Annotated in this window: 21 protein-coding genes and 1 tRNA gene; 16 read left to right on the top strand and 6 right to left on the bottom strand. The window is 71.7% G+C overall.

Annotated elements, in window-relative coordinates; genetic code table 11:
* Positions 1-237: 237 nt before the first annotated feature.
* From BI335_RS16275 to BI335_RS16230, 10 genes are read left to right on the top strand one after another with little or no spacing between them, the layout of a single operon-like run.
* Positions 238-1,377 (top strand): acyl-CoA dehydrogenase family protein, encoded by a 1,140-nt coding sequence (locus BI335_RS16275; RefSeq protein ID WP_094432188.1) that lies wholly within the window; start codon positions 238-240, stop codon positions 1,375-1,377.
* Complete coding sequence (locus BI335_RS16270; protein ID WP_094432186.1) at positions 1,374-2,303, top strand: class-II aminoacyl-tRNA synthetase family protein; 930 nt, start codon at positions 1,374-1,376, stop codon at positions 2,301-2,303. The genes BI335_RS16275 and BI335_RS16270 overlap by 4 nt, the downstream gene beginning before the upstream one ends.
* Positions 2,304-2,307: 4 nt before the next feature.
* Positions 2,308-3,381 (top strand): glycosyltransferase family 4 protein, encoded by a 1,074-nt coding sequence (locus BI335_RS16265; protein WP_208109327.1) that lies wholly within the window; start codon positions 2,308-2,310, stop codon positions 3,379-3,381.
* Positions 3,378-4,526 (top strand): glycosyltransferase, encoded by a 1,149-nt coding sequence (locus BI335_RS16260; protein WP_094432184.1) that lies wholly within the window; start codon positions 3,378-3,380, stop codon positions 4,524-4,526. The genes BI335_RS16265 and BI335_RS16260 overlap by 4 nt, the downstream gene beginning before the upstream one ends.
* Positions 4,523-5,776, top strand: a complete 1,254-nt coding sequence (locus BI335_RS16255) for a lipopolysaccharide biosynthesis protein (protein WP_208109326.1) — start codon at positions 4,523-4,525, stop codon at positions 5,774-5,776. The genes BI335_RS16260 and BI335_RS16255 overlap by 4 nt, the downstream gene beginning before the upstream one ends.
* Entirely contained in the window at positions 5,773-6,777 is a 1,005-nt protein-coding gene (locus tag BI335_RS16250; RefSeq protein WP_094432182.1) for a CgeB family protein, read from the top strand. The genes BI335_RS16255 and BI335_RS16250 overlap by 4 nt, the downstream gene beginning before the upstream one ends.
* Entirely contained in the window at positions 6,767-8,188 is a 1,422-nt protein-coding gene (locus tag BI335_RS16245; protein WP_094432180.1) for a hypothetical protein, read from the top strand. The genes BI335_RS16250 and BI335_RS16245 overlap by 11 nt, the downstream gene beginning before the upstream one ends.
* On the top strand, positions 8,185-9,219 hold the full coding sequence (locus tag BI335_RS16240) for a YveK family protein (RefSeq protein ID WP_133626376.1): 1,035 nt from the start codon (positions 8,185-8,187) through the stop codon (positions 9,217-9,219). Before BI335_RS16245 ends, BI335_RS16240 begins: the two co-directional genes overlap by 4 nt.
* Positions 9,216-10,940: an alpha/beta hydrolase family protein gene (locus BI335_RS16235; RefSeq protein ID WP_094432176.1), complete on the top strand. Its 1,725-nt coding sequence runs from the start codon at positions 9,216-9,218 to the stop codon at positions 10,938-10,940. The genes BI335_RS16240 and BI335_RS16235 overlap by 4 nt, the downstream gene beginning before the upstream one ends.
* Complete coding sequence (locus BI335_RS16230; RefSeq protein ID WP_094432175.1) at positions 10,937-12,283, top strand: glycosyl hydrolase family 28-related protein; 1,347 nt, start codon at positions 10,937-10,939, stop codon at positions 12,281-12,283. Before BI335_RS16235 ends, BI335_RS16230 begins: the two co-directional genes overlap by 4 nt.
* A 41-nt stretch (positions 12,284-12,324) precedes the next feature.
* Here the strand turns inward: BI335_RS16230 and BI335_RS16225 are convergent, their stop codons facing one another.
* Both BI335_RS16225 and BI335_RS16220 read right to left on the bottom strand, forming a co-directional pair.
* Positions 12,325-13,467, bottom strand: coding sequence for a glycosyltransferase (locus BI335_RS16225; protein ID WP_094432172.1), 1,143 nt, complete (start codon positions 13,465-13,467; stop codon positions 12,325-12,327).
* Positions 13,467-14,936 (bottom strand): sugar transferase, encoded by a 1,470-nt coding sequence (locus tag BI335_RS16220; RefSeq protein WP_094432170.1) that lies wholly within the window; start codon positions 14,934-14,936, stop codon positions 13,467-13,469. Before BI335_RS16220 ends, BI335_RS16225 begins: the two co-directional genes overlap by 1 nt.
* Positions 14,937-15,107: 171 nt before the next feature.
* Here BI335_RS16220 and orn point away from each other — a divergent pair, with 171 nt between their 5' ends.
* Positions 15,108-15,755: an oligoribonuclease gene (gene orn, locus BI335_RS16215; RefSeq protein ID WP_094355844.1), complete on the top strand. Its 648-nt coding sequence runs from the start codon at positions 15,108-15,110 to the stop codon at positions 15,753-15,755.
* 24 nt (positions 15,756-15,779) lie between these two features.
* On the opposite strand, the gene BI335_RS16210 is transcribed toward orn, so the two are convergent.
* The 3 genes from BI335_RS16210 to BI335_RS16200 form a co-directional block, all read right to left on the bottom strand.
* Complete coding sequence (locus BI335_RS16210; RefSeq protein WP_094432167.1) at positions 15,780-16,979, bottom strand: MFS transporter; 1,200 nt, start codon at positions 16,977-16,979, stop codon at positions 15,780-15,782.
* 86 nt (positions 16,980-17,065) lie between these two features.
* Positions 17,066-17,785, bottom strand: coding sequence for an enoyl-CoA hydratase/isomerase family protein (locus BI335_RS16205; RefSeq protein ID WP_229119646.1), 720 nt, complete (start codon positions 17,783-17,785; stop codon positions 17,066-17,068).
* A 28-nt stretch (positions 17,786-17,813) separates the two neighbouring features.
* A tRNA-Arg gene (locus BI335_RS16200) sits at positions 17,814-17,886 on the bottom strand.
* Positions 17,887-17,968: 82 nt separating this feature from the next.
* Here BI335_RS16200 and BI335_RS16195 point away from each other — a divergent pair.
* Genes BI335_RS16195 through BI335_RS22405 form a run of 3 tightly spaced genes read left to right on the top strand, consistent with a single transcriptional unit; the run spans position 17,969 to position 23,094 of the window.
* A complete protein-coding gene (locus BI335_RS16195; RefSeq protein ID WP_094432163.1) occupies positions 17,969-19,423 on the top strand; it encodes a PrsW family intramembrane metalloprotease in 1,455 nt (484 codons plus the stop codon).
* Positions 19,424-19,451: 28 nt separating this feature from the next.
* On the top strand, positions 19,452-21,368 hold the full coding sequence (locus BI335_RS16190; RefSeq protein ID WP_208109325.1) for a GTPase domain-containing protein: 1,917 nt from the start codon (positions 19,452-19,454) through the stop codon (positions 21,366-21,368).
* Complete coding sequence (locus tag BI335_RS22405) at positions 21,355-23,094, top strand: GTPase family protein (protein ID WP_094406909.1); 1,740 nt, start codon at positions 21,355-21,357, stop codon at positions 23,092-23,094. The genes BI335_RS16190 and BI335_RS22405 overlap by 14 nt, the downstream gene beginning before the upstream one ends.
* A 2-nt stretch (positions 23,095-23,096) precedes the next feature.
* Here BI335_RS22405 and BI335_RS16180 read toward each other — a convergent pair whose 3' ends face one another.
* Entirely contained in the window at positions 23,097-23,579 is a 483-nt protein-coding gene (locus tag BI335_RS16180) for a single-stranded DNA-binding protein (protein ID WP_166646837.1), read from the bottom strand.
* 266 nt (positions 23,580-23,845) lie between these two features.
* Between BI335_RS16180 and BI335_RS16175 the strand changes: the two genes are divergently transcribed.
* Complete coding sequence (locus tag BI335_RS16175) at positions 23,846-24,373, top strand: ArsR/SmtB family transcription factor (protein WP_094406913.1); 528 nt, start codon at positions 23,846-23,848, stop codon at positions 24,371-24,373.
* 13 nt (positions 24,374-24,386) lie between these two features.
* Positions 24,387-25,862 (top strand): serine hydrolase domain-containing protein, encoded by a 1,476-nt coding sequence (locus BI335_RS16170; RefSeq protein WP_094406915.1) that lies wholly within the window; start codon positions 24,387-24,389, stop codon positions 25,860-25,862.

The raw sequence follows: 25,862 nt of genomic DNA, 5'->3' as shown, positions 1-25,862 counted from the left end.
ATCCCCCCAAAAAACGTGCCCGATCCCCGTGTGGGCATGAATCCACCATTCCCCGGTGTGAATTCCGTTGGTCAATCTACCCCGTAACCACGGGTGGCATGCCCGGAAAGTTCCGACGAGTTCCCCCCAGAAAATTGGGGCACTTCCGCGTCTGCTGAAATGCGGTCGGTGGGGTAGCCTGTCGAGGTCTGTGGGTGAGCTTGGGACGGCCACCTGATCGACTCGGGGAGAATCATCATGTCAACACTGGTTGATGACGCGCGCATTCAGCGCGTCACCAAGATCGCCGCGGAGTACGCCGCAGAGGTGGACGCCGCGGCCCGACCGCCGCACGAGGCGGTGGCCGCGCTGAAGGAGGAACGGCTCCTCTCCTGCTGCCTGCCCGCCGAGCTGGGCGGTGAGGGGATCGGGGTCACCGAACTCGCGCGGATCGCGCGTCTGCTGGGGGCGAGTTGCAGTGCCACCGGAATGATCTTCGCGATGCACCACAGCCAGGCGCTCGGGCTGGTCCGCTACGCCGAACTGGACGCGGTCGCCGAGATCGGGCGCCGGGCCGCCGACACCGAGGCGCTGATCGCCTCCGCCACCACCGAGATCGGCACCGGTGGCGACGTCAGCTCGTCGGTGTGTGCGGTCGAGGCCGACGGCGATCGGGTGCAGGTCACCAAGAACGCCCCGGTGGTCTCCTACGCCGAGATCGCCGATTACATCTTCACCACCACCCGGCGTGGCCCGCAGAGCCCGGCCGGTGACCAGGTCCTGGTGGCCGCACCGGTCGGCGACATCGAGATGACCCGGACCAGCACCTGGGACACGATCGGGCTGCGGGGCACCGCCAGCCCCGGTTACCTGCTGGCGATCGACACCGCCGCGGGCAACGTGTTCCCGGTGGACTACGCCACCATCTCCGCCTCCACCATGCTGCCCGGGTCGCACACCCTGTGGTCGGCGGTCTGGCTGGGGATCGCCGACGCTGCCGTCGGGAAGGCCCGGGCGAAGGCCCGGTCGGCGTACGACCCGGACAAGCCCTCACCGGCCGCGCTCCGCTTCGCCGATCTGCTGCAGCGCCAGCAGCGCTTCGAGGCGATCCTGGAGCAAGGGCTCGGCCAGTTCGAGCAGCTGCTGCGGACCCGCTCCGAACCGACCGCCTCGTTCAGCCTGGCGATGAACAACATCAAGATGGAGGCGGCGGTGCACGTCGCCGACATCGTCATGGCGGCCCTGGCGATCGTCGGGATCAACGGCTACCGGCGCAACCATGCCGCGAGCATGGACCGCCTGCTGCGCGACTCCTTCGGCCCGCAGCTGATGATCTCCAACGAACGGATCCGGCAGAACAACGCCGATCTCGCACTGATGACGAGGGGAACCCGTTGAGCGAGAATGCGCTGGCCTCGGCCCAGGCGTCCTTCCGCGATGAGCTGGTGCGGGCCGGCCTGCTGCTGCCGACCGGGAGCGAGGGCGTCCACGGCCTCGGCGAGCGATTCGAGCAGGTGGTCCAGCAGGTGCAGTCCGCCATCGCCGACGCACTGGACCGGTTGCTCCCGGCGGATGCGCTGCGGCCCACCTTCCCGCCGCTCTATCCGCGCGCGGCGTACGAGCGCACCGACTACATCGCCTCCTTCCCGAATCTCACCGGTGCCGTCAATTCCTTCACCGGTGGGGATCGCGAGCATCGGGCGCTGCTGGCCGAGCGGGAGCACAGCCAGCACTGGGACGGTCACCTCACCCCGACCGACCTGATGCTGGTGCCCGCCGTCTGCCACCCGCTCTACGGCACCCTGCCCACCGAACTGCCGGCCGCCGGGGTGACCGCCGAGCTGACCGGGTGGTGCTTCCGGCACGAGCCCTCGGTCGACCCGGCCCGGCTGCAGACCTTCCGGATGCACGAGATCGTCCGGGTCGGCAGCCCCGAGCAGACCGCCGAGCATCTGCGCCAGTGGCAGGAGGCGATGCTCGAGGTGCTCACCGGCCTCGGGCTCGAGGTCGACGCGGTCGCCGCCAACGACCCCTTCTTCGGCCGGGCGGGCAGGGTGCTGGCCACCAACCAGCGCGCCGAGCAGCTCAAGACCGAGTTCGTGGTGCGGCTCTACGGCGACCTCGACCAGGGCACCGCGATCGCCTCGGCCAACAACCACCAGACCCACTTCGGGGACACCTTCGGGCTGCGGCTCGCCGACGGCAGCCCGGCCAGCAGCGCCTGCGTGGGGTTCGGCCTGGAACGGATCGCGCTCGCGGTGCTGCGCCGATCCGGTACGCCCACCGGCGCGCTGCAGCAGGCCGGCGCGCGGGCCGGGGAGTGATCCGGTGCTCCGTGTGCAGATGAGCGGCGCGGACTGGTTCGACACCCGCGCCGGCGGTCTGAACCGCTATTTCACCGACCTCTGGCTGGCGCTGCGGGCGCGGCCCCGGGTGAGCGTCAAGGCGGTGGCCTTCGGCGCACCGGACGCCGCGGGCGGGCACTCCTGGCCCGGCCAGGACGCACCCTTCCCGGCGCGGGTGCTGAGCAGCGCCCTGACCCACCGGGTCCCGCGCGGCACCGTGCTGGACCGGCACTTCGCGCCCTACGGCCCGCTGCCCGCACCGGCCGTCCGCCGGCCCCGTGGGCCCGTGGTCACCCACTTCCACGGGCCGTGGGCGGGGGAGAGCGCCGCCGCCGGCGAACGGGCCGCGGCCGTCGCCCTCAAGCGGCGGATCGAGCTGGTCCGCTACCGCGGCAGCGACGCGTACGTGGTGCTCAGCCGATACTTCGCCCGGCTGCTGGCCACCGACTACCGGATCCCGGCCGACCGGATCCGGGTGATCCCACCGGGGGTCGACCTGGACCGGTTCGCCGTCCCGCAGGAGCCGGCCGGCCCGCCGACCGTGCTCTGCGTCCGCCGGCTGGAGCGCCGGATGGGCATCGACACCCTGCTGACCGCCTGGCCGGCGGTCGCCGCGGCCCTGCCCGAGGCGCGGTTGATCGTGGTCGGCACCGGCACCGAGGAGGCGGCGCTGCGTGCGCAGGCCACCGGGCTGAGCGGGGTCACCTTCACCGGGCGGGTCACCGATGACGAGATCGCCGAGCTCTACCGGCGGGCCACCGTCAGCGTGGTACCGACGCGGTCCCTGGAGGGATTCGGGTTGGTCTGTCTCGAGTCGCTGGCCAGCGGCCGGGCGCCGGTGGTCACCGACGCCGGCGGACTGGCCGATTCGGTGATCGGGCTCGACCCCTCCCTGGTGGTGCCGCGCGAGCACCCCGAGGCGCTGGCCGAGCGGCTGGTCGCCGCCCTGCGCGGCCGCCGCCCGGATGCCCGCGCCTGCCGCGCGCACGCCGAGACGTTCACCTGGGCGGCCAGCGCCGCCGCCCACGAGGCGCTCTACCGGGAGCTGATCGGGTGAGCGATCCGATCCGCCTGCTCTGCATCCTGCACACCGCCCAGCCCTCCGGCGCCGAACTGAGCGCCATCCGGCTGCTGGCGGCGCTGCGGCGTACCGGTGTGGACGCCCGCGCGCTCACCCTGGCCGACGGCCCGGTCGTCGAGCTGCTCACCCAGCGCGGGATCCCGGTCACGGTACGCCCGGTGAACACCCGGGCGACCAGGATCGGGGGCGGCCCGCGGGCGCTGGCCCGCGGGGTCCGGCAACTGATCACCGCCGGCTGGCGGATCGGTGGCGAACTGGCCGGTGAGCAGACCGACGCCCGGCCGCAGGTGCTGATGGCCGAATCGACCAAGGCGCTGCTGCTCGGCGCCCTGATCACCGCCCGCTGCCGGATCCCGCTGGTGTGGCGGGTCCACGACCGGGTCAGCGCGGACTACTTCGGCCTCCCGGTCAGTGTGGCGGTACGCCTGTTCGGGGCACTGGTCGCCGACGGCTTCCTGGCCAACTCGCGCAGCACCGCGCAGACCCTGTGGACGCTCGGCAAACCGCTCGCGGTCTGCAGCCCGGGGGTGGAGGCCGGCTCCGCGCACCGGGAGCAGGCCGAACCGGACGCGGTGGTGCTCGGGATGGCCGGGCGGATCACCGAATGGAAGGGCCAGGACGTGCTGCTCGACGCCCTGGCCGGGATGCGGAACCGGCCCCGGGTGCGGTTCTTCGGCGCCGCCCTGTTCGGCGAGGACGCCTACCGCGACCGGCTGCTGGCCCAGGTCGACCGCCTCGGCCTGGCCGATCGGGTCACCTTCACCGGGCACGTCGACGACCCGCTGACCGCCCTCAGCGGATGCGACATCGCCGTGCACTGCTCCCGGCAGGCCGAACCCTTCGGCCAGGTCATCGTCGAGGCGATGTCGGTCGGCGCAGTACCGGTCGCGACCGCGCCCGGTGGGCCCTCGGAGATCATCACCGGCTGGCGGGACGGGGTGCTGCTCGACCCGGAGGATCCGCCGCAGCTGGGGCGTACCCTCGACCGGTTGATCGAGGACCGGCCGTTGCGGACCCGGCTGGCCGACGCGGCCCGCCGCCGGGCCGGGGACTTCTCCGTCGACGCCAGCGCCCGGATCGCCCGCACCCTGCTGCAGCAGGTCATCGGGGGCCGCCGGTGAGCACCGCGACCCCCACCGGATCGGGGACCCGCCGGCGGACGATCCGCGACATCGCCCTGGTCGCCTTCGGCAAGTACGGCCAGTATCTGGTCACGCTGATCACCCTGCCGCTGACCGCCCGGATCCTCGGCCCCTCCGGCCTCGGACTGCTCGCGGTCGGGATGTCGTCGTTCTTCATCGGCTCGCTGCTCGGGGATCTGGGGATCACCACCTACGTCGCCGCCCGGGTGCACGACCCGGGTCTCGACCGGTTGCGTGGGGCGTACCTGAAACTCCGCGCGCTGATCCTGCTCGGCGCCCTGGCACTGGTGCTGATCACCGTGGCGCTGCAGGCGCCGCAGCAGACGCTGATGATCACCCTCGGCCTGTTCGGCGGGGCGCTCAGCTCCCTCGGCGATGACTGGGTGCTGGTCGGCCACGGCCGGTTCGGGCTGATCTTCCTGTTCAACGGCATCGGCCGGGTCGCCTACCTCGGCCTGCTGGTCGCCCTGCTGCCCCGGTTCCCGGACCCGATCGTCGCCCTGCTCTGCCTGATCGCATCCACCCTGGTCCCGGTCGGGCTCAGCTGGTGGCGCACGATCGGCTCCTACGGCCCACCGCGGCGCGCCGAACCCGGTCAGCTGCGCGGCCTGTGCCGGCTCGCCGGGCCGGTGCTCTCGGCACGGATGCTGGAGAACAGTTACGAACAGGGGGTTGCCACCGTCTTCTCCCATTCGGTCCCCAGTCACGCACTGGGCATCTTCTCCAGCTCCGACCGGGTCATCCAGGCGGTCTCCTCCAGCCTCGATGCGATCGGGTACGCCCTGCTGCCGCGGCTGGCCAGGCGGGGCAGTCGGGACATGTGGTCGGCGGTGAAGTCCTCGCTGCTCGGGGTCAGCGTGCTCTCGGTCGGCGCAGCGGTGGTGCTGGCGGCGACCGCGCAGTGGACGGTGCCGCTGATCTTCGGCGACCGGTTCGCCGAGTCGATCCCGCTGATGCGCCTGCAGGCCTTCATCCTGCCCGGTACCGCGATCGCCAGCTTCATCACCACCGCGGTGCTGCCGGTGCTCTCCGACAGCCGCGCCGCCCTCAAGGGCTCGATCATCGGCACCGTGATCATCCTGATCACCCTGGCGATCACCACCTGGTGGACCGGGTCGGTCTGGACGATCGTCTGGGGTGTGCTGATCGCCGAGACGACGGTCGCGGTCTGGCACCTGGTACGCCTGCCGCGGGTCCGTCGCCGGCACCAGGAGGAGGCGAGCGGATGAGGGTCCTGGTCCTCGGGGACGACTGGTACGGCAGCAACGTCACCTCACTCGCGGACGGCTTCGCCCGCGCCGGGCACGAGGTCGCGCTGGTCGACTCCACCCCGGTCAGCGCGCCGGCGCGGCTCTCGGTGCCGTGGCTCTACAAACGGGTCCGGGGGGTCCGTGCGCCCTGGCAGGTGGACCGGGTGCACACCGAGCTGGAGCAGGCCGTCACTGCATTCCGCCCGGAGCTGCTGCTGGCGTTCAAGAGCATCCACCTGGACCAGGACCGGCTGCTGGGGCTGCCGGTACCGATCAAGGTGCACTACAGCCCCGACGACGTCGCCAACCCCGAGAACATCACCCCGGCCTACCTCGACCAGGAGCACCGCTGGGACTGCGTGGTCACCACCAAGGTGCACAACGTCGCCGAACTGCGCGAGCGCGGTGCCCGCGATGTGCTCTACGTGCACAGCGCCTACGACCCGGCCTGGCACCATCCGCGGGCCCCGCGCGGTGGGCGGCGCTATCTCGCCGGGTTCATCGGCGCCCGCCGCCCCGACCGGCGGCGACTCATCAACGATCTCGCCACCGAGTTCGGTGAGCAGTTCTATCTCGCCGGACCCGGCTGGCGGCGGGCGCCGGAGCTGCAGCGGTCGGCGGCCACCGTCACCGGCGGCCGGTTCGGCGGCGAGCTGTCCCGGGCGATCGCCGCGGTGACCGCGAATCTGGTGCTGCTGAACTCCGACAACCGCGACACCCACACCTGCCGCACCTTCGAGGTCCCGGCCGCGGGCGGGCTGTTCGTCGGGCAGCGCACCGACCAGCACCGCGAGCTGCTCACCGAGGGCCGCGAGGCGCTGCTCTTCGACGACGAGACCGAACTGCGCGACCACCTGCACCGCTGCCGCCGCGACCCCGAGGGCGTACGCCGGATCGCGGCGGCCGGTCACCAGCGGATCGTCACCGGCGGGCACAGCTACCGGCACCGGGCCGAGGAGATCGTCGCCCATGTCGGTTGATCCTGCGATCGAACTGGCCCCCGGCCTCGGCGTCCTGCTGGTGGCCGCCGGGCTGCTGGTGCTGGCCGTGGCCGGGCTGCGGGCCCGCGGTCTGCTCCGGATCCTGCTGGTCGGGCAGGCGGTCTACTGGGCGATCGGCTATCTGGGCCGGGCGATCGTGCTGCTGACGGTGCAGCCGCGGCCCGCCTTCGCCGACAATCTCGCCGACCCGCGGCTCTACCAGGTCGGCTACGACCGCGGGGTGGCGGCCGTGCTCACCCTGATCGTCCCCGGCATCTGGTGCTATGCCCTGCTCGCGCTGATCCTGGTCGAGGTGCTGCGCGCCCGCCGGTGGTCGCACCCGGACGGGGTGACCCGACGGGCCGCGGACAGCGGGGCACCGGCCTGGTTGCCGGTCTTCTGGGTGGTGTACGCGATCGGGATGCTCGCCCGGGCCGCCACCATGGCCACCGGAACGGTGAGTTCGGCCGGGGAGGTCGAATCGGCCAATCCCTATCTGGCGACCATCGCGTCGCTGGCCGGGATCGCCGCCATCGCGCTGGTGTTCCACACCCGTGGCCGTCCGCTGCAGGTGCTGCTCGTGCTCGGCGTCCTCGGCGCCGGGGAGCTCGGCTGGGGGATGGTGACCCAGTCCAAGACCCCCGCGATCGGGATCGCGCTGGCGCTGGCGCTGCGGATCGGCCGGGTCGGGCTGGACCGGCGCCGGGCCCTGGCCCTGGTCGGTACCGGTGCGGTGGTGATCGCCGCCTTCGGCTGGTTGCAGTCGTTCAAGACCGCCGGCGCCGCGACCGATGCCACCTTCCAGTTGAACTATCCGGCCCCGCTGCGACCGTTCCTGCCGCTGTTGACCCGCTTCGATCTGTTCCAGGCGGCCACCGACGTGTACGCCGCAGTGGGCCCGCCCTGGTACACCCCGGGGCAGGCCGCCGGTGCGGCACTGCTGGCGTTCATCCCGGCCCAGCTGGGGGTGACCAAGGTGACCTCCGGGACGGTCTGGGCCGAGCTGGTCCGGGGGTCCTCGGTGGACATGCGCGAGGTCAGCGTGTCGCTGGCCGAGGGGCACCTCAGCGAGGGTCTGCTGCTCGCCGGACTGCCCGGGGTGCTGGTGGAATCGCTGATCCTGCTCGCGGTGCTGCTGCTGGTGGTCCGCGGGCTGGAGTCGAAACACATCTTCCTGGCGGCGTGGGCGCTGACCATGGTGCAGACTCCGGCGCTGTTCGAACGAGGCGTGCTCGGCATCGCCGAGACCGCAGGAAAAGGGCTCCAGGGGGCGCTGGCCATCTGGTTGCTGACGATCATGTTGAAATGGCTCCGTTGGGGCCCCGCCGGGGCCCCGACCACCGACCGGCCATCACGGGTCCCAGCGGATCCGGTGCGGTTGCGGGTGGAGCCGACGGGGGAAAGGTCATGATGCGACGTTTGATCCGGGCCGCCGTGCTGGCTGGGCTCGTCGGGCTGGTGCTCGGGGTGATCGCGGGGGCCGTCCTCGCCTTCGCGACGCCGACGGTCTACCAGTCCGAATCCCAGGTGTTCGTCTCGGTGCGGTCGGGGACCAGCGCCGCCGAGCGGAGCCAGGCCGCCAAGGATCTGGTGGCCACCTACACCGAACTGGCCGGCAGCGATGCGGTGCTCGTCCCGGCGGCCGGTGACGTGGGCCTGCCGGTGTCGGAGGTGCGGAACGGTTTCACCGCCACCACCGCACCGGGCACCGCGCTGATCAGCCTGCGGACCGAGGTGACCGATCCGGTTCGGGCGCGGGAGCTGAATGCGGCGGTGGTACGCCAGCTGCAGTCGTTGTTCAACTCCCTGGAGAACCCGCCGGGTACGCCGGCCGAGGCGGCCCTGGTCCAGGTCACCCCACCCGCGGACGGGGTCGCCACGGGTGGCCGGGCCCGCACCATCGCGCTGCTCGGGGCCGCCGGCCTGCTGCTCGGGGTGGGCGTGGCCTATCTGCGCTGGCGCCGCGATCCGAGGGTCCACCCGCGGCCCGATCCGGAATCCGGCAGCACCGATGAGGTGCTCGCGCTCTCCGGCAGCGCCTCCTCGGCGATGCTGCGGCGGGTGGCCTCCGCGCTGGACACCGCGACGGTGGTGGTGACCCACGGCTCGGGCAGCAGCCCCTTCGCCCGGCAGCTGGCGGACTGGTTCAGCGACAACGGGACACCGGTCACCTTCATCGATCTCAACGACCGTGACGAATCCGCCGATCCCCGGCCGGCCCGGGCGCGGGTGCGCGAGGGGGGCCGGGTGGTCATCGACGCCCCCGATCTCACCGCGCCCGGTGAGGTGGCCGCGGTGGCCCGGGAGGCCGATGTCGTCGCCGTGGTCGATGTGGACGCCTTCTCGACCCGAGACCTGACCGAGCGACTCGCCCCGATCCGGAACGCCGCCGCCAACCTGATCGTGCTGGCCCGGACCCCGTCGGGAGGTCTGGACCGGTGACCACCGACGTGCCGACCACCGACGTGCCGACCACCGAACTGCCGACCTATCTCGGTGACCCGCCGTTGTTCGCGGCCCTGCACCTGCCCGCGGACCGGCAGGTCCGCGGCGGGGTGCTGCTCTGCGGTTCGATCGCCAAGGAGGCCGCCGACACCACCCGCGGGCTGCGCCTGCTGGCCGATCGGCTCGCCCGCCGCGGGATCGCGGTGCTCCGCTTCGACTATGCCGGCACCCAGGACTCCAGCGGCGCCCCGGGCAGCCCCACCGCGCTCAGCGAATGGCTCGACAGCATCCGCACCGGGTACGCCTGGCTGCGTCGGCTCGGGGTCGGTGAGCTCGGCCTGATCGGGGTCCGGGTGGGCGCCCTGCTCGCCAGCCAGCTCACCGACGAACTGCCCGACCTGGCCGCCACCGTCTGGTTCGATCCGGTCGGGTCGGGGCGCCGGCACCTGCGCGCCCAGGGGGCGCTGTTCGCGATGGCGATGGGCGCCACCCCGGCACCGGAACCGGGTGCCACGCACCTGCTCGGGCTCGAGCTGCACCCGGACGCCGCGGCCGGGTTCGCCGAGCTGAGCCTCGGCGTACCGGCCGCTCCGCTGCTGGTGGTCCGCCGCGACGAGAAGGGCGACCGGCGCGCCCGGGAGGTCGGCGAGCAGGCCGAGGCGGTGATCCTCGACGGCTCCGACGAGCTCCGCAATTTCGCCAACCCGCGCAGCTTCCTGGTCGAGATCCCCGAGCGGCTGATCGACCGGGTGGTGGACTGGCTGGCGCCGCGCTTCGGTGCCGAACGGCGGTCGGTCACCCCGGTGCCGAAGACCACTGCCACGGTCACCGGACCCGGCGGAATCCCTGTGCAGGAACGGATCGAGAGCATCGGGACGGACCGGATGTTCGCCATCCGGAGCCTGCCGCTGCGCAGCGATCCGACGCGGGCGGTGTTGTTCTTCGCGACCGCCGACGACACCCATCACGGGCCGGCGGGGGAGTGGGTCTGGGCGAGCCGCCGGATCGCCGCCGCCGGTGGCCAGGCGCTGCGGTTCGATCGCGTCGGCACCGGGGAGAGCGGCCCGGTCGAGGCCGGTGAACTGACCCCGCTCTACAGCGATGCGGCGCGGGCCCAGGCGCTCGCCGCCGCCAGGCATCTGGAGGTCGCCGGCCGGGACCTGCTCAGCGTCGGCGTCTGCTCCGGCTCCTGGTACGCCGCCTCGGTCGCCCGGGACCTGCGGCTGGGCAAGGTCGTGCTGGTCAACGCGGTGGCCTGGTCCTGGGTCCGGAAGCGCTCGGTCTACGGGTCGGTGCGACCCGAGGATCTCGGCGTACCGCGGAACACCCCTACCTGGCAGCGTTCCCCGCGCGGACGGATCAAGGCGCTGCTGCAGCGGCATCTGCCGTATCCGCTGTGGCGGTTGCTCGGTCAACGCGGCATCACCCAGGTGCCGGAGGTACTGCTCCGTCCGCTGGCGCGTGCCGAGGTGGACACCGTCGCCCTGCTGATCGACGCCGATCGCGACTGGTTCCGCAGTCAACGGGGCCCTGAGGGGATGACCCGGTTGCGCCGCCGGTACGGTTCGAGGGTGCCACAGATCAAGGAACTTCCCGGAGACCACTCCGCCTTCCATCCCGCCGCCCGGGCGCCGATCAGCGCGGAGCTGGTGGCCTGGGTGCGCGCGGCTGCCCGACCGGCCGACCTCGACCCGACCAGGGCGGCGGACGCGTCGTGAACGAGCCGAGCCGGCCCGATCGGGTTGATCGGCGCTGGGTGCTCGGCGGTGCGGCGGGGGCCGCGCTGGTCGGTCTGGCCGCCTGCAGCCGGACCCCGGTGCCACCCCAGCTTCCGGAGGTGATGCCGGGCGGTCCGCGGATCGATGTGCGCACCGTCGGCGCGGTCGGTGACGGGCAGGCCGACGACACCAAAGCCTTCGCCACCGCCCTCGAGCAGGCGGGTGAGGAGCGGGCGGTCTACATCCCGACCGGCACCTACCGGCTCACCGGGCTGCCCGACATCACCCGCTACACCACGATCCTCGGGGACGGCCCGGACAAGTCGCTGCTGATCCATCAGGGCGACGGGCCGTTGTTCAACCTGGCGGGCACCAATCGCGCCTCGTTCCGCTCCTTCGGGGTGCACCTGGTGCACCCGTCGGGGATGGGCATGCGGCTGCGGGGTGCGTTCATGTGCGGTTTCGACGACGTCATCCTGCGGGGCGACCACCAGGGCGCCAACTTTCCGCAGTACGCCGGCCAGGTCGGGGTGGAGCTGATCGAGAACTCCGGGGCGAACACCTTCACCAACTGCTTCTTCACCAACCTCGGGGTCGGCCTGCGGACCGCCTGCATCCAGAACTACGTCGCCGGCTGCCGGTTCCTGACCAACCGGGTCGGGGTGCTCGGGGTGCGCAACGGCGCCAACGCCGGGCTGTCGATCGTGGACAGCGAGTTCACCTCCGACACCCATCCGGAGACCACCGATGCGCACCTGCTGGTCGAGGGGATCGCCAACGTCTGGTGGCTGACGAATCTGTGGTTCGAGGGTTGTGACACCGCCGTGCGGGTCGGCGACGCCAACGGCGGCCCGGCCCAGTTCGGGCTGGTCAACTGCAAGCTGGCCGCGCGTCGGGTGGTGCTCGACCTGCGGCGCTGCGGCCAGGCGTACCTGGCCAGTGTCGCCCTGGACCCCGACGCCGGCAGCAGCCCGGCCCCGCTCGCCATCGACCCGCGCGGTTGTCCCACCGGGACGGCGGAGGAACTCATCGTCGACCAGCGGCGGCCGGTGGAGGCCGCGGCCTTCCCACCGGGGTGGACGGTGCAGGGCGGCGGGCAGCGATCCGGTGGGGAGTTCCTGGGCCCGCTGCAGCTGCGGGGCCGGCCCGGGCAGCCGTTGGCCGACCATCGCGACGCCGCCGGTACGCGGGTGGGTGGCGTGCTGGCCGATGGCAGCCTGATCTCCGACAGCCCCACCGCGGGTGTCGTGCTCCGCGGGGCCAACGGGCGCTACTACCGACTCGTCGTCAACGCCGAGGGTCAGCTGGCCCCGCTCGACCTGGGCACCGACCGGCCGAGCTGAATCCGGCCGGTCGTGGTGCTCCGGGTTCGGCTTTCCCTGTCTCAGTTGAGATTGCGGCCGATCCAGTCCAACAGGTCCGTCTCGAAACGGGCGCGGGAGAACTGGCGGGCCCGGTCCCGGCAGTCGGCCGGCCGGCAGGCGGCGCTCGCCCGGACCGCCCGGTGCAGCTCCTCCGGATCGTCCCAGTCGCGCACCTGGGCACCGGTCACCCCGGGCAGCACCGTCTCCAGCGCACCGCCGACCGAACCGACGATCACCGGCGTACCGACCGCCATCGCCTCGACCGGCATGATGCCGAAGTCCTCGACGGCGGGGAAGACGAAACTCTGTGCTCGTTGGAAAAGCGCCCGCAGCAGCGGTGTCGACACCCGGCCGACGAAGTGCGCCCGGATCTGCCGGTCCGCGGCCAGCCGGCGCAACCGGGGGAGCTCGGGGCCCTCGCCGGCGATCACCACCGGCAGTCCGCTGGCCGACCCGGTGGCCAGCGCCAGATCGAGGCGCTTGTAGGGAATCAGTCGGGAGGCGCCGAGCAGGAAGTCCTCCGGCAGTTCCGCCAGCACGGCCTGTTCGGCCGGGGTGAGCCGGCTGCTCCAGTCCTCGACCGCCTGGATCTCGGCCACCTCCACCGGTGGATGGATCACCGTGCTGTCGCGGCCCCAGTGTCGGCGGATCCGTTCGGCGACATAGGCACTGTTCGCCGCCAGCGCCCGGGCCTCCTGGGCGCGGCGCCGGTCGAGGTGGCGCAGCGGCGCGGCCGCCAGGCGTACCAACCGCCCCTGACCGCGGTGGTCCAGGGAGGGCTCCCACAGATAGCGGGCGGGGGAATGCACGTAGACGAGCTTGGCGAACCCCGGGCCGGTGCCGCGGAACCGGCAGTGGTGGGCGAACGAGTGGGAGCTGACCAGCGCCCACCGATAGTCGTCGTTCGGCATCACCCGCCAGGCCGCGGCCAGCGCCGTCAGTGCCAGCGCCTTACGGCCCCGCAGCGGCGTACGCGCCACCGCCGTCTCGACGACCCGCCGGGCCGGGAACCGGTCCGGGGCGTTCATCCAGGAGCACGCGAGATCGGTGCCCGGGAAGAGATCCGCGATCACCTCCAGCACGTTCTCCGATCCACCGGTGACCTCGACCCAGTCGTGCACCAGCACCCCGTGCGGGAGCACCGGGTCCGTGGCAGCGGCCATCAGTGGGCGGACTCGCCGGGCAGTGCCACGGCCCGGAAGGTGCGCAGCAGGATGACCAGATCGGCCAGCAGCGACCAGTTCCGGACATAGAACAGATCCAGGCGCAGGGCGTCCTCCCAGCTCAGTGTCGACCGGCCGCTGACCTGCCACAGCCCGGTCATCCCGGGTTGGACGATCAGCCGACGCAGCGCCTGATCCTCATAGAGCGCGACCTCGGCGGCGACCTGGGGGCGTGGCCCGACCAGACTCATCTCCCCGCGCAACACGTTGAACAGCTGCGGGAACTCATCCAGGGAGTATTTGCGCAGCACCCGCCCGACCCGGGTGATCCGGGGGTCGTCGCGCAGCTTGAACAACGGGGTCGTCTCGTCACCCCGGGCGGCGAGCAGCGCCGCGAGCTCGGCGTCCGCGCCCTGCCGCATGGTGCGGAACTTGGTCATCTTGAACGGGGTGCCGTTGAAGCCGATCCGTTCCTGGTGATAGAGCACCGGCCCGCGACTGGTGAGCTTGACCAGCAGCGCGATGACCAGCATCGGCACCGAGAGCAGGGTCAACAGCATCAGCGATCCGACGATGTCGAAGGCCCGCTTGAGCATCGCCTGGCGGCCGTGCAAGCGCGGGGTCTCGATGTGGATCAGCGGCAACCCGGCGACCGGTGTCATGTGCAGCCGGTCACCGGCGACATCGGTCAGGCTCGGCGCCACCGCCAGATCGAGCCGGGCGTCGTCGAGCAGCCAGCTCAGCCGTTGGATCTGCTCATGGGTCAGATCATCCGAACCGGTGACGATGACGGTGTCGGCCGAGCGGCGTTCGGCGGCCTCGACCACCGAATCCAGGGCGGTCGTCATGGTCGGCCCGGTACCGGTCTGGACGGCGTCGTCCGGCGTCCAGCTGCCGACGATGCGGTAGCCGGCCTCCGGGCTGCGGCGCAGCTCGTCGGCGACCTTGGCGACCGTCGCCGGGTTGCCGGCGAGCAGCACCCGGTACTGATGGCTGCCGGCCGCGCGCTGGCGGCGCAACCAGGCCCGCCACGACAACCGGGTCGCCACCAGCAGCGTCGTCCCCACCGGCAGCGCCACCATCAGGTAGCCCCGGCCGATCCGGCTGCCGCTGATGGTGCACCAGATGGCGAAGGCGCCGAAGACGACCAGGGTGGTGATGATGATCTGCCGCAGCTCCAGCACGGTGCGTCCGGCGATCGTCCCCTGGCTGCGGGTCTCGAAGAACACCAGCCCGGCCATCCAGGCGATGCAGATCGCACTGGACATGATCAAGTGCTCGGTCAGGCTCGCCCCGAACGAACCGACCAACACGTCTCGCACCGCCTGCGCCCCGAAGGTACTGCTGATGACGACGACGAGATCTCCGACAAGAAGACCTCGGCGGTAACGGAATAACCAACTCTTTGGTTGTAATTCACGGCAGGCAAAAGCCAGCTCCTGTGTGACCACTCGGGCACACACCCCCATACACTAAAGCAGGCAAAAGCCCGCAATCCCCGTAAGTGCTACCGGCAAAGTTATGTCGCCGCCCGATTCGCTGTCCAGCCAAATCTCGGCCCTGGCTGCCCTTTCTTCCGTGGGCATTCCCCCCGCGCATGCAGAGGCGTACGCAGAGACCGACCGGTAGGGTGTGCTGTCGTGAATGAGACCTTGGTGTGGATCGACTGTGAGATGACCGGGCTGGACCTGACCGGTGACGCCCTGATCGAGGTGGCTGCGCTGGTCACCGATCCGCAGTTGAACGTGCTCGGTCCGGGTGTCGATGTGCTGATCAAGCCGCCGGCCGAAGCGCTCGAGCGGATGGGTGATTTCGTCCGCCAGATGCACACCGGGTCCGGGCTGCTCGACGAGCTCGCCGCCGGCCTGACGATGGCCGAGGCCGAGGAGCAGGTGCTCGACTATGTCCGCAGCCATGTGCCGGATGCGCGCAAGGCGCCGCTGGCGGGCAACACCATCGGCACCGACCGGGCGTTCCTGGCGCGGGACATGCCGACCCTGGAGCACCATGTGCACTACCGCAATGTCGACGTCTCCAGCCTGAAGGAGCTCGCCCGGCGCTGGTATCCGCGGATCTACTTCAACACCCCGGCCAAGTCGGGCAACCATCGCGCGCTGGCCGACATCCAGGAGTCGATCGAGGAGCTGCGCTACTACCGCGAGGCGCTGTTCGTGCCCGAGCCCGGTCCCAGCACCGAGTCGCTGAAGAAGATCGCCGAGAAGTATCAGGGGTCGCTGACCGGCGCCCGCCCGGACCGACCGGACAGCTCCCCGGAACCGGCTTCCTGATCGCCGCCGCGCCCCGGCACCCGGTCACGGGTTCGGTTGCAGCGGCTCCAGCTCCTGACGGCCGCGGGGCAGCCAGCGGACGAACCAGGCCGCACCGGCCCAGCAGGTGACGGCGGTGGCGAACGCGGCCGCCCACAGCGGCGCGACCGCCACCACCGCCGAGATCAGGAACGGGCCGACGGTGTTCCCGGCATCGGACAGCAACCGCCAGGCGGCCAGGAACTGGGGCCGGCCGACCCGCGGGGAGGCGTCCGAACCGAGCGTCATCACGATGCCGGCGGAGAACCCGTTGCCGACCCCGAGCAGCACCGCGACCAACCCGATCGTCCACGGGCCATCGGTCAGCGGCAGCAGCGCGAAACCGAGACCCAGCACGATCAACGTCGGCGCGGTCGACCAGAAACGGCCGAAGCGGTCCATGATCAACCCCGACGGATAGAACATCGCCATATCGGTGAAGGCGGCGATGGCGAAGATCAGACTGGTCGCCTGCGGGCTGAGCCCGGCGGCCTGGGCCCACAGCGGCAGCAGGCTGAGCCGGCCGGCCCGGCCCAGCATGATCACCATCGCCCCGGTACCGAGGGTGGCCAGCACCTTGCGGTGCTCGCGGATCACCGGAAGCAACCGGGCCGGGGTACGCGGGATGGCCGCGCCGCCGCTCGGCTGCACATCCGGCAGGGCCAGGGTGAACGCGGCCGCCGCCAGCGTCATCACCGCCGCTGCGGCGTACGCGGCGGAGAGGCCGAAGCGGCCGACGACCGCGGCCGCGATCAGTGGCCCGATGAAGAACCCGACGCGGAGCATCCCGCCGAGGGTGGACAGGGCGCGGGCGCGCTGGCGCAGCGGTACCACCTCGGTGAGGTACGCCTGCCGCGCCAGCCCGAAGACCGCGCCGGCCAGGCCGATCACGAACACCGCGGCGGCCAGCACCGCGAGCTGGGTGGCCCGCCAGGCGACCAGCTGGGCGGCGGCCTCGACCAGGGCGGCACCGATCAGTGCCTTCTTCTCCCCGAGCTTCGCCGCGATGGACCCGGCCGGCAGATCGCCGACCAGCTGCCCGAAGCCGTGCAACCCGACGACGAGAGCGGCCATCCCGACACTGGCGCCCATCTCCCGTGCCGAGAGTGCGACCAGCGGGAGCACCGCGCCGTATCCGATCGATACCAGCAGGGTGGGGGCGTACGCCGCGATCGCCACCTTGCGCCACTGGATCGACTCCGTCACCGGGCCACGCTATCGGCTCCCCAACGAACCCCTGGGGCCGATCTCACGGTGCCGGGCGCGAGGAGTGTGCATGATCCCGGACGAGTTCACCTGGCGGAGGGGAATCCGGGGGAGCGGCGTTCGCGGAAGGCGCGGACACCCTCGGCGTAGTCGGTGGCCGGCCAGCTCCGCTCGGCCCCGCCGGCGGTGTAGTGCTTGGCGGCGGCGATGCTGATCTGGGAGCGGGTGGTCAGCAACCTGGCCACCGCCATCGTCCGGTCGATGACGTCCTCACCCTCGGCGACGACCTCGCTGACCAGCCCGACGCGCAGTGCCCACGAGGCATCCATCAGCTCACCGAGGAACAGCAACCGGCGGGCCTCACCGACCCCGATCAGCTCCACCAGCCGTCTGGTCGGTTGGCTGGGGTAGACGATCCCGAGCCGGCTCGGGGTGACCCCGAACCGGGCGCCCGGGTCGGCGTACCGCAGATCCGCGGCGACCGCGATCTCGCACCCGCCGCCGACGCAGGTGCCGCGGATCGCTGCCAGCACCGGTTTCGGACAGGTCGCGATCGCCTGCTCGGCGGCCAGATGGACCGGATGGAACCGGTCGGGGTCGGTATCGGGCAGATCGTGGATGTCGAACCCGGAGCTGAAGTCGTCGCCGGCGCCGCGGATGACCAGGACCAGCACCCGCGGGTCGGCGCTCAGCTCGGTGACGATGCGTTCCAGCTCGATCCACATCCCGATCGTCAGCGCATTGAATCGGCCCGGGTTGGCGATGGTGATCACCGCGATCCCGTCGCTGACGGCGTGCTCGATCACGGGTGGTCCTCCATCGATCCCGGCGGGGCGCCCCGAGTAGGACTCGAACCTACGACCGTCAGATTAGAAGGCTGCTGCTCTATCCGCTGAGCTATCGGGGCCGGGCGAACAGTGTATCGGGCGGTCCGCTCGGGACAGGTCACGTCCGGGGGTGGCTACCCGTGCCCCCGCTACTCTGGCCGCATGCATCTCGCGGCCGCCAACGAGCCTGACGTCAGCGACCCGCGGCTCCGGGCGGCGCTGCGGCGCAACGACCTGCCGACCCCGGCCGGGCCGGGCAGCTCCTGGATCAAGCGTTTCCTGAAGAACCCGTTCACCTGGGCGACGGTGCTGCTGCTCGGCTTCGAACTGCTCTGCATCGTGTTGATGTGGCAGGAACTGGTGCCGGACAAGCGGGTGCCCGGCGGCACCATGATCGGGCTCGGCACCGAGACCGTCCAGCAGACGTTGCCCTATGCGCTGATCACCGTCATCCCGCTGAGCCTGCTCTTCCTGTGGGCCGACCGCTTCCGGCCGCAGCGCTTCTGGGTCTGGCTGGTCACCTTCGGCTGGGGTGCCTGCGTGGCGACCTACTTCTCGATGCAGCTCAACACGATGGCCTCCGAACACCTGTCGATCCTCGGCAACGGCGACCCGGCCACCGCACCGCGCGCCGCCACCTTCGTCGCACCATTCGTCGAGGAGGCGATGAAGGCGACGATCCTGTTCTTCCTGGCGATCGCGATGCGCTACCGCTGGGTGAGCATGCTGTCCGGGATCACCCTGGCGGGACTGTGCGGTGCGGGGTTCGCGTTCACCGAGAACATCCTCTACTACACCCGAGCGGTGCGGGCGGCGTACGCCTATGGCGTCGATGATCAGATGGTGCTGCAGGAGATCTTCGTCCGTCGCGGCATCTTCACCTTCTTCGGGCACCCCCTGTTCACCTCGATGACCGGCATCGGTCTGGCGTTCGCGATGCGGTCCAAGAGCAAGCTGGTACGCGTGCTGGCGCCGGTCACCGGATTCCTCGCCGCGGCCCTGCTGCACATGCTGTTCAACGGCACCGCCTCCGCCGGGTTGTCCGAGCAGGCGCTGCTGATCCCGCTGCTGCTGGTGGCCTATCCGCTGGTGATCACGCTGGCGATCTTCACCGTGCGCGACTTCCTGCGGCAGCGTGGGCTGATCGGGGCGCGGCTGACCGACTACGCCCGGATGGGTTGGCTGAACGAGTCGGATGCCGAGTTCGCGCCGAAACCGCTGACCCGGATCCGGGTGCTCTGGCAGTCCCTGTGGGCCGGCCGGATCATCAGCACCTGGCGGATGCAGCGGGCGCTGACCGAGCTCGCCTACCTGCGCGACTCGATGGCCCGCGGGCTCGTCGACGACGGCGGACTGATCCGCGAGAAGGAGCTGTTGTTCCGCATCCGCTCGCTGCGGGACCGGGCGCTGGTCGCCCCGCTGCCGCGCACCGTCTACCCCTGGCAGCGCCGACGTCGGAGCACCGCGGGCTGGTCCGCACCCAGTTATCCCGGGCCCGCCGGGCTGGGCGGCAACTACCCGGCCCCTGCTCCACTACCGGCCCACGACGTACCGCTAGGATCTCGGGCGACTCAGTACTCGGCGGTCGATCCGCGTTGGAAGCCCCCGCCGGGATAGCCGCAACGACGCCCGGACAGGAGGCCCGATGTCGAGCGACCGCCCGAATCCCAGGTCCTTGCCGGATTCCCTGGCCGGCCTGCGCGACACCCTGGCGGCCGTCGACCTGCCGTTGCAGCTGCCGGCCGCCGCGGACCAACGGCGGGCCGCGGGCGAGATGGCCGCCCAGCTCGACGACTACATCCTGCCGCGCCTGGCCACCATCGACGCACCGCTGCTGGCCGTCGTCGGTGGGTCCACCGGTGCGGGCAAGTCGACCCTGGTCAACTCGCTCGTCGGCCGGGTGGTCTCCCGGCCCGGGGTGATCCGGCCGACCACCAGGGCGCCGGTGCTGATCTTCCATCCGCGCGACGCGCACTGGTTCGAGGACGACCGGATCCTGCCCGGGCTGGCGCGGACCACCGGCCAGTCCGACGATCAGCGCGAGCTGCAGCTGGTCAGCGATGACACCATCCCGCCGGGGTTGGCGATCCTGGACGCGCCGGATGTGGATTCGGTGGTGGAGGAGAACCGGCGGTTGGCGGCCCAGCTGCTCGCCGCCGCCGATCTGTGGCTGTTCGTCACCTCGGCCGCCCGGTACGCCGATGCGGTGCCGTGGGAGTTCCTGCTGCACGCCGCCGACCGGTCCGCCGCGGTCGCCGTCGTGCTGGACCGGGTGCCCCCGGCCGCGATGGCCGACATCCCCAGCCACCTCGGCACCATGATGACCCAGCGTGGCCTGGGTGATTCGCCGCTGTTCGCGGTCCCGGAGACCTCGGTCGATGCCGAGGGGTTGCTGCCCGACTCGGCGGTCTCGCCGATCCGGACCTGGCTCGCCACCCTCGCCCACGACGCGGCCAGCCGGCAGGAGGTGGTGCACCAGACCCTCGATGGCGCCATCGGGGCGCTGCTCGCCCGCGGGCCCGGTGTGGTCGAGGCCTTGCAGGACCAGCAGGAGGTGCTCGCCCAGCTCCGCGAGGACGTCGACAAGGCGTACGCCGAGGGGGTGCGGGCGGTCTCGGTGCAGACCGCAGACGGCACGCTGCTGCGTGGTGAGGTGCTGACCCGGTGGCACGACTTCATCGGCACCGGTGAGCTCTTCCGCGCCCTGGACGAGAAGATCGGCTGGCTGCGGGACCGGGTGATGAACGTGCTCCGCGGTCGCCCACCGAGCGCGGAGAAGGTCCAGGTAGCCGTCGAGTCCGGACTGGAGGCCCTGCTCCGCGAGGAGGGCGACGCCGCGGCCGAACGCGCCGAGGCGGCCTGGGCGGCGAACCCGGCGGGCCGCGAGCTGCTGCGTACCAGCCGTGAGGACCTCACCCGGGCATCCCGCGACTATCCCAGCGAGGCCGCCCGCGCGGTCCGCGACTGGCAGGGTGCGGTGCTCGACCTGGTCGCCGATGAGGGGATGGGCAAACGGTCCCAGGCCCGCTTCCTGGCGATCGGGGTGAACACCATCGGGCTGGCGCTGATGATCGTGGTCTTCGCCCACACCGGTGGCCTCACCGGAGCCGAGATCGGCGTCGCCGGCGGGACCGCGGCGCTGGCGCAGCGGGTCCTGGAGGCCGTCTTCGGTGACGATGCGGTACGCCGACTCGCCAAGAAGGCGAAGGATGACCTGGACGCCCGCGTCTCGGCCCTGATGGCCCATGAGCTGGAGCGCTACCACCGGTTGCTCGACGCCGCGGCCCCCACCCAGGATCGCGCCGGTGAGCTGCGGGCCGCGCTGGAGCGGGTCCGGGCGGTCCGCGCCGGTGAGGAACCCGCCCAGCTCGAGGCGGCGCTGCCCGCCGGCCAGCACGAAGCGCGCGAACTGTCGACCGGTCGCGAGCTCACGGACGAACCGGAGCGGGCCGCGCTCGAAGGTGGCCAGCCGGCACCGAGCTATCTCGAGCAGCACGGTGACCGGTCCGCCGATGAGGTGCTGGAGGCCGAGATCGTGGAGGACCACGATGGCACGCGCTGACGACCTGGGTGCTCGGCTGCGCGCCCTCCGCGACGCCAGCGACCACGCCCGCGGCCGGGTCGACGACGAGGTCGTCGACCAGGCCGCGGCCGTGGTCACCCGGGCCGGCCGCCGACTCGAGCTGGCCGGCGACACCACCGTGATCGCCCTCGGTGGCGCCACCGGATCGGGCAAGTCCTCCACGTTCAACGCGCTCTCCGGCACCGAGCTCGCCGTCGCCGGCGTCCGTCGCCCGACCACCAGCAAGGCCATGGCCGCCTCCTTCGGTGACACCTCCGCCGAGGATCTCCTCGACTGGCTCGACATCCGCACCCGACACCAGGTCAGCGAATCGGCCCCGGACCGGGCCATCGCCCCGGCGGGCGCGACCAGCACCACCGCGACCGCCGAACTGGAATCCTCCCGGCCCCGCGGTCGGTCGCTGCTGCCCAGCCGGCGCGGCCGGCAGGGTGAGGCCGCCGATCGGCCGTTCGACCACCTGGTGCTGATCGATCTGCCCGACCACGACTCCACCGAGGCCGCCCACCGGCAGGAGGTGGATCGGTTGGTCGAGCTGGTGGACATGCTGATCTGGGTCGTCGACCCGCAGAAATATGCGGACGCCGCCCTGCACGACGGCTATCTGAAACCGCTGGCGCACCACGCCTCGGTGATGATGGTGGTGCTCAACCAGATCGACCGGCTCGATGACGCCGCCCGGAACCGTTGCCTCAGCGATCTGCGCCGCCTGCTCGACTCCGAGGGACTGGAGCAGACCGAGATCGCAGCCGTCAGCGCCCAGACCGGGGAGGGGATCGCCGAGCTGCGCCGCCGGATCCAGGCCCGGGTCGCCGACAAGCGGGCCGCCGCCGACCGGCTGGGCGCGGACGTCCGCCGGGCCGCGGATCGGCTCGCCGAGGCCTCCGGCACCGAACCCGCGGAACCGATCACCAGGGGATCGGCGCGCCGGTTGAACCAGGCCATGGCCGCCGCGGCGGGCGTGGACACCGTCGCCGAGGCCGTCGGCGGCGCCTGGCGGCACCGCGGCGGTCTCGCCACCGGCTGGCCGGTGCTGTCCTGGCTGGGCAGATTCCGGCCCGACCCGCTGCGCCGGCTGCATCTGGACCGCTGGGGCGTCGGCAAGCGCGGCAAGGAGATCGATCCGGCCCGCGTGTCGCGCACCTCGCTGCCCGCCACCACCTCGGTGCAGCAGGCACGGGTCGATTCCGCGGTCCGTGACCTGGCCGACGAGGCCGCCGGCGGCCTCACCCGCGGCTGGGCCACCTCGGTCCGCGCCGCCGCGCGTACCCATTCCGACAAGCTCTCCGACCGGTTGGACCGCGCCGTCGCCACCACCGACCTGGAGCTGGACCGCAACCGTGGTTGGTGGAAGGCGGTCACGGTGCTGCAGTGGCTGCTGGTCGCGGTGATGGCGGCCGGGTTGCTCTGGCTCGGTGTCGCCTTCGTGATGCTCTATCTGCAGCTGCCGCCGTTGCCGGAGGTGCGGTGGTGGGGACTGCCCGCGCCCACGGTGCTGCTGGTCGGCGGTATCGGTGCGGGACTGCTGGTCGCCCTGTTGGCCCGGATCGGGGTGCTCGTCGGTGCCCGACGCAAGGAACGGCGAGCCCGCTCGGCGCTGATGACCGCTGTCGGCGAGGTCACCCGGGAGCTGGTCATCGATCCTGTGAACGCCGAACTCGACCGTTACGAATCCGTGCGCGAGGCCCTGCAGCGCGCCCGGCGCTGAGCTCAGGCGGCCACCTCCCTGGTGTGCTCCTGCTCCTCGGGCTCGGCCGCGCCGTCGCTGACCGGTTCGTGCCCCACGACCTCGGTCGGCCCGTCCAGATCGGCCGCTTCACGCTCGGCCGGTGGCACGTCTTTCATCACCCGTTTGAACACGGTCGCACCCCAGGTCAGATCGTGCCCCACCGCCTGCGCCTCGAGCACGGTGCGCTCCCGGGTGCCGCCGGACTGGTCCTGCCAGCTCTCGGTGCGCAACCGGCCGGTCACCACCACGGGCTGCCCCTTGCGCAGGCTCATCGAGACATGTTCGGCGAGCTGGCGGTAGCAGCGCACACTCACCCAGGTGGTGGGACCGTCGACCCAGTGCCCCTCCCGCTGGAAGCGTGAGGTGTTGGCCATCCGGAAGCTGACATAGGGGACCCCCTGGCGGGTCGTCCGTTCCTCGACGTCGGTGCCGAGGCGACCGGTCATGCTGACGATCGGCTCCATGGTGTGCATCCTTTCTCGGGTCCTGCACGAGTCCTTTCCGCACCATGGCGCCCCAGCACCCGAATCGTGCACCCCCGGCGTACCGCCTGTGGACAACACTTCGAACCGCCCCGAGCTGTGGACAACACCGGCACTGGTTTCCGTGCCGCTCGGTCCGCCAATCTCTTGCGGTCGATCGCACGTGTTTCGGCGCTCGAACTGTGCATAACCCCTGACATCTTCGGAAACCGGTTGCACGTAAAAACGTATATACGTAGTATCGGACCATGGAGCTTGAAGAGCGCGTGGCCGCCCTCGAGGCGGCGGTGGCCCGATTGACCGGAACCGGGTCCGCGGCGGCGACCGATTCCCGTCCCGCGGCCGAGTCCACCGATCCCAACCCGGACAGGGATTCCGACTTCTGGTACCTGGAGGAGCTGGAGCGTCGGGAACCCGAGGGTGCGGTCGCGTTCACCGGGTCGGTCGAGGTGCCGGAGCGGGGACCGGTTCGCTGGCAATACGGATCGACGTCCGAACGGCTCGCCGAGGCCGACTGGTCGGCGTACGCCACCCAGCTCGATGCCCTCGGCCACCCGGTCCGGCTCACCCTGCTGCAGCTGATCCACTCCGGGGTCCGCTCCACCGCCGAGCTGGCCGCCCAGGAGGGCCTCGGCACCACCGGCCAGCTGCACCACCACCTGCGGGTGCTGATCAACGCCGGCTGGCTCGCCTCCACCGGCCGCGGTCACTACGAGATCCCGGCCACCCGGGTGATCCCGCTGCTCGCGATCGTCCTCGCCGCCCGGCCCACCTGAGAAGGAGCTTCCGATGCCCGTCCTGGCCACCGCACTATCCCCACCCACCGAGACCACGGGCACCCCGCAGAGCGCCCGCCGGTTCCCACTGACCCTGCTCATCGGCGCGATCGTCGGCGGCCTGCTCGGTCTGTTGATCGCCCCCGGTGCCGCCGACCCCGGACGGTGGCGCGGCGACCCCACCCTCAGCACCCGGCTCACCGACGCACTGCGCGCCGAGCGCGGGATCTATTCGATGAGTGTCGCCGAACTGGACCGCGGCACCGTCCGCAGCGCCGACCTCGGTCCCGTGGGTCAGCGCCACGAGCTCGGCTCGATCACCAAGACCTTCACCGGCCAACTGTTCGCCGACGCCATCACCCGCGGCGAGGTGCGCCCCGACGACCGGCTCGCGAGCCGGCTGCCCGAGCTCGTCGGGACCCCGGTCGGCGACGTCACCCTGGCCGAACTCGCCAGCCACCGCGGGGGCGTACCCCCGCTGATTCCGGCCGAACTGCTCGCCGGTCTCGCCATGCCGTTCACCCTGAAGGACCCGTATTCGGCCAGCACCGCCGAGGTGATCCGCGCCGCGGGCCGGATCGAGCTGACCGATCGCGGCGGCTACGCGTACTCCAATCTCGGCGCCGCGCTGCTCGGCCACGCCCTGGCCCGCGCCGCGAACCAGCCCGACTGGCAGACCCTGGTCCGCCAGCGGTTGCTGCTGCCGCTGGGGATGACCGGCGTGGTCTTCGCCACCCGCCCCGACCTGGTACCGGCCGACGCCAGCATCGGCCGGACCACCAACGGCAACCGGCCCGAGCCGTGGACCGCCGAAGGGATGCTGCCGGCCGGGGTCTCCACCTATGTCACCGTCGACGATCTGACCCGCTACGCCCGCGCCCTGCTCGACGGCACCGCACCCGGGATGGCCGCCCTCGAGCCGCGCTGGCAGGCCAGCGGCGCCGACAACCGGATCGGCTACTTCTGGATCACCAGCAGCGAACCCGGTCGACCGGCGATCACCTGGCACAACGGCGGCACCGGGGGAGCGCGCACCTTCTTCGGGCTGGATCGTGCCAACCAGCGCGCGGTGGTCGTGCTCAACGACTCGACGGTCTCGGTCGACAGCCTCGGCGTCGGCCTGCTCACCGACAGCCCGGTGAAGGCCTCGCCGTTGCCGATCGTGGCGCTGGTGGTGCTGCTGCTCACGGCCGGCGCGATCGGTCTGCTGGCTTGGCGAGCGGTCCGCGCCCGATCCCGGCTACCGCTGCTCTCCGCGGCCATCGACAGTGCGTTGATGCTGTTCCTGGCCTGGCGGCTCGGCCCGTGGCAGCTGGTACCGGGTCTGCTCTGGACCGCGCTGGCCGGGGTCGCGCTGGCGGCCGTGCGCTGGGGCGTACGCCGGTGGGCGGGGTTGCCGTGGGTCGGGAAGAAGCGGATCGGCGAATGGCTCGCGCTCGGCATCAGCCTCGCCCTGCTCGGCGTACTCGCGGCGCTGATGCTGCGCTGA

Source organism: Enemella evansiae, assembly GCF_002250705.1.
Lineage (GTDB): Bacteria > Actinomycetota > Actinomycetes > Propionibacteriales > Propionibacteriaceae > Enemella > Enemella evansiae.
Note: the sequence above shows the minus strand (reverse complement) of the source record. Positions and strands in the feature narration are given on the sequence as shown.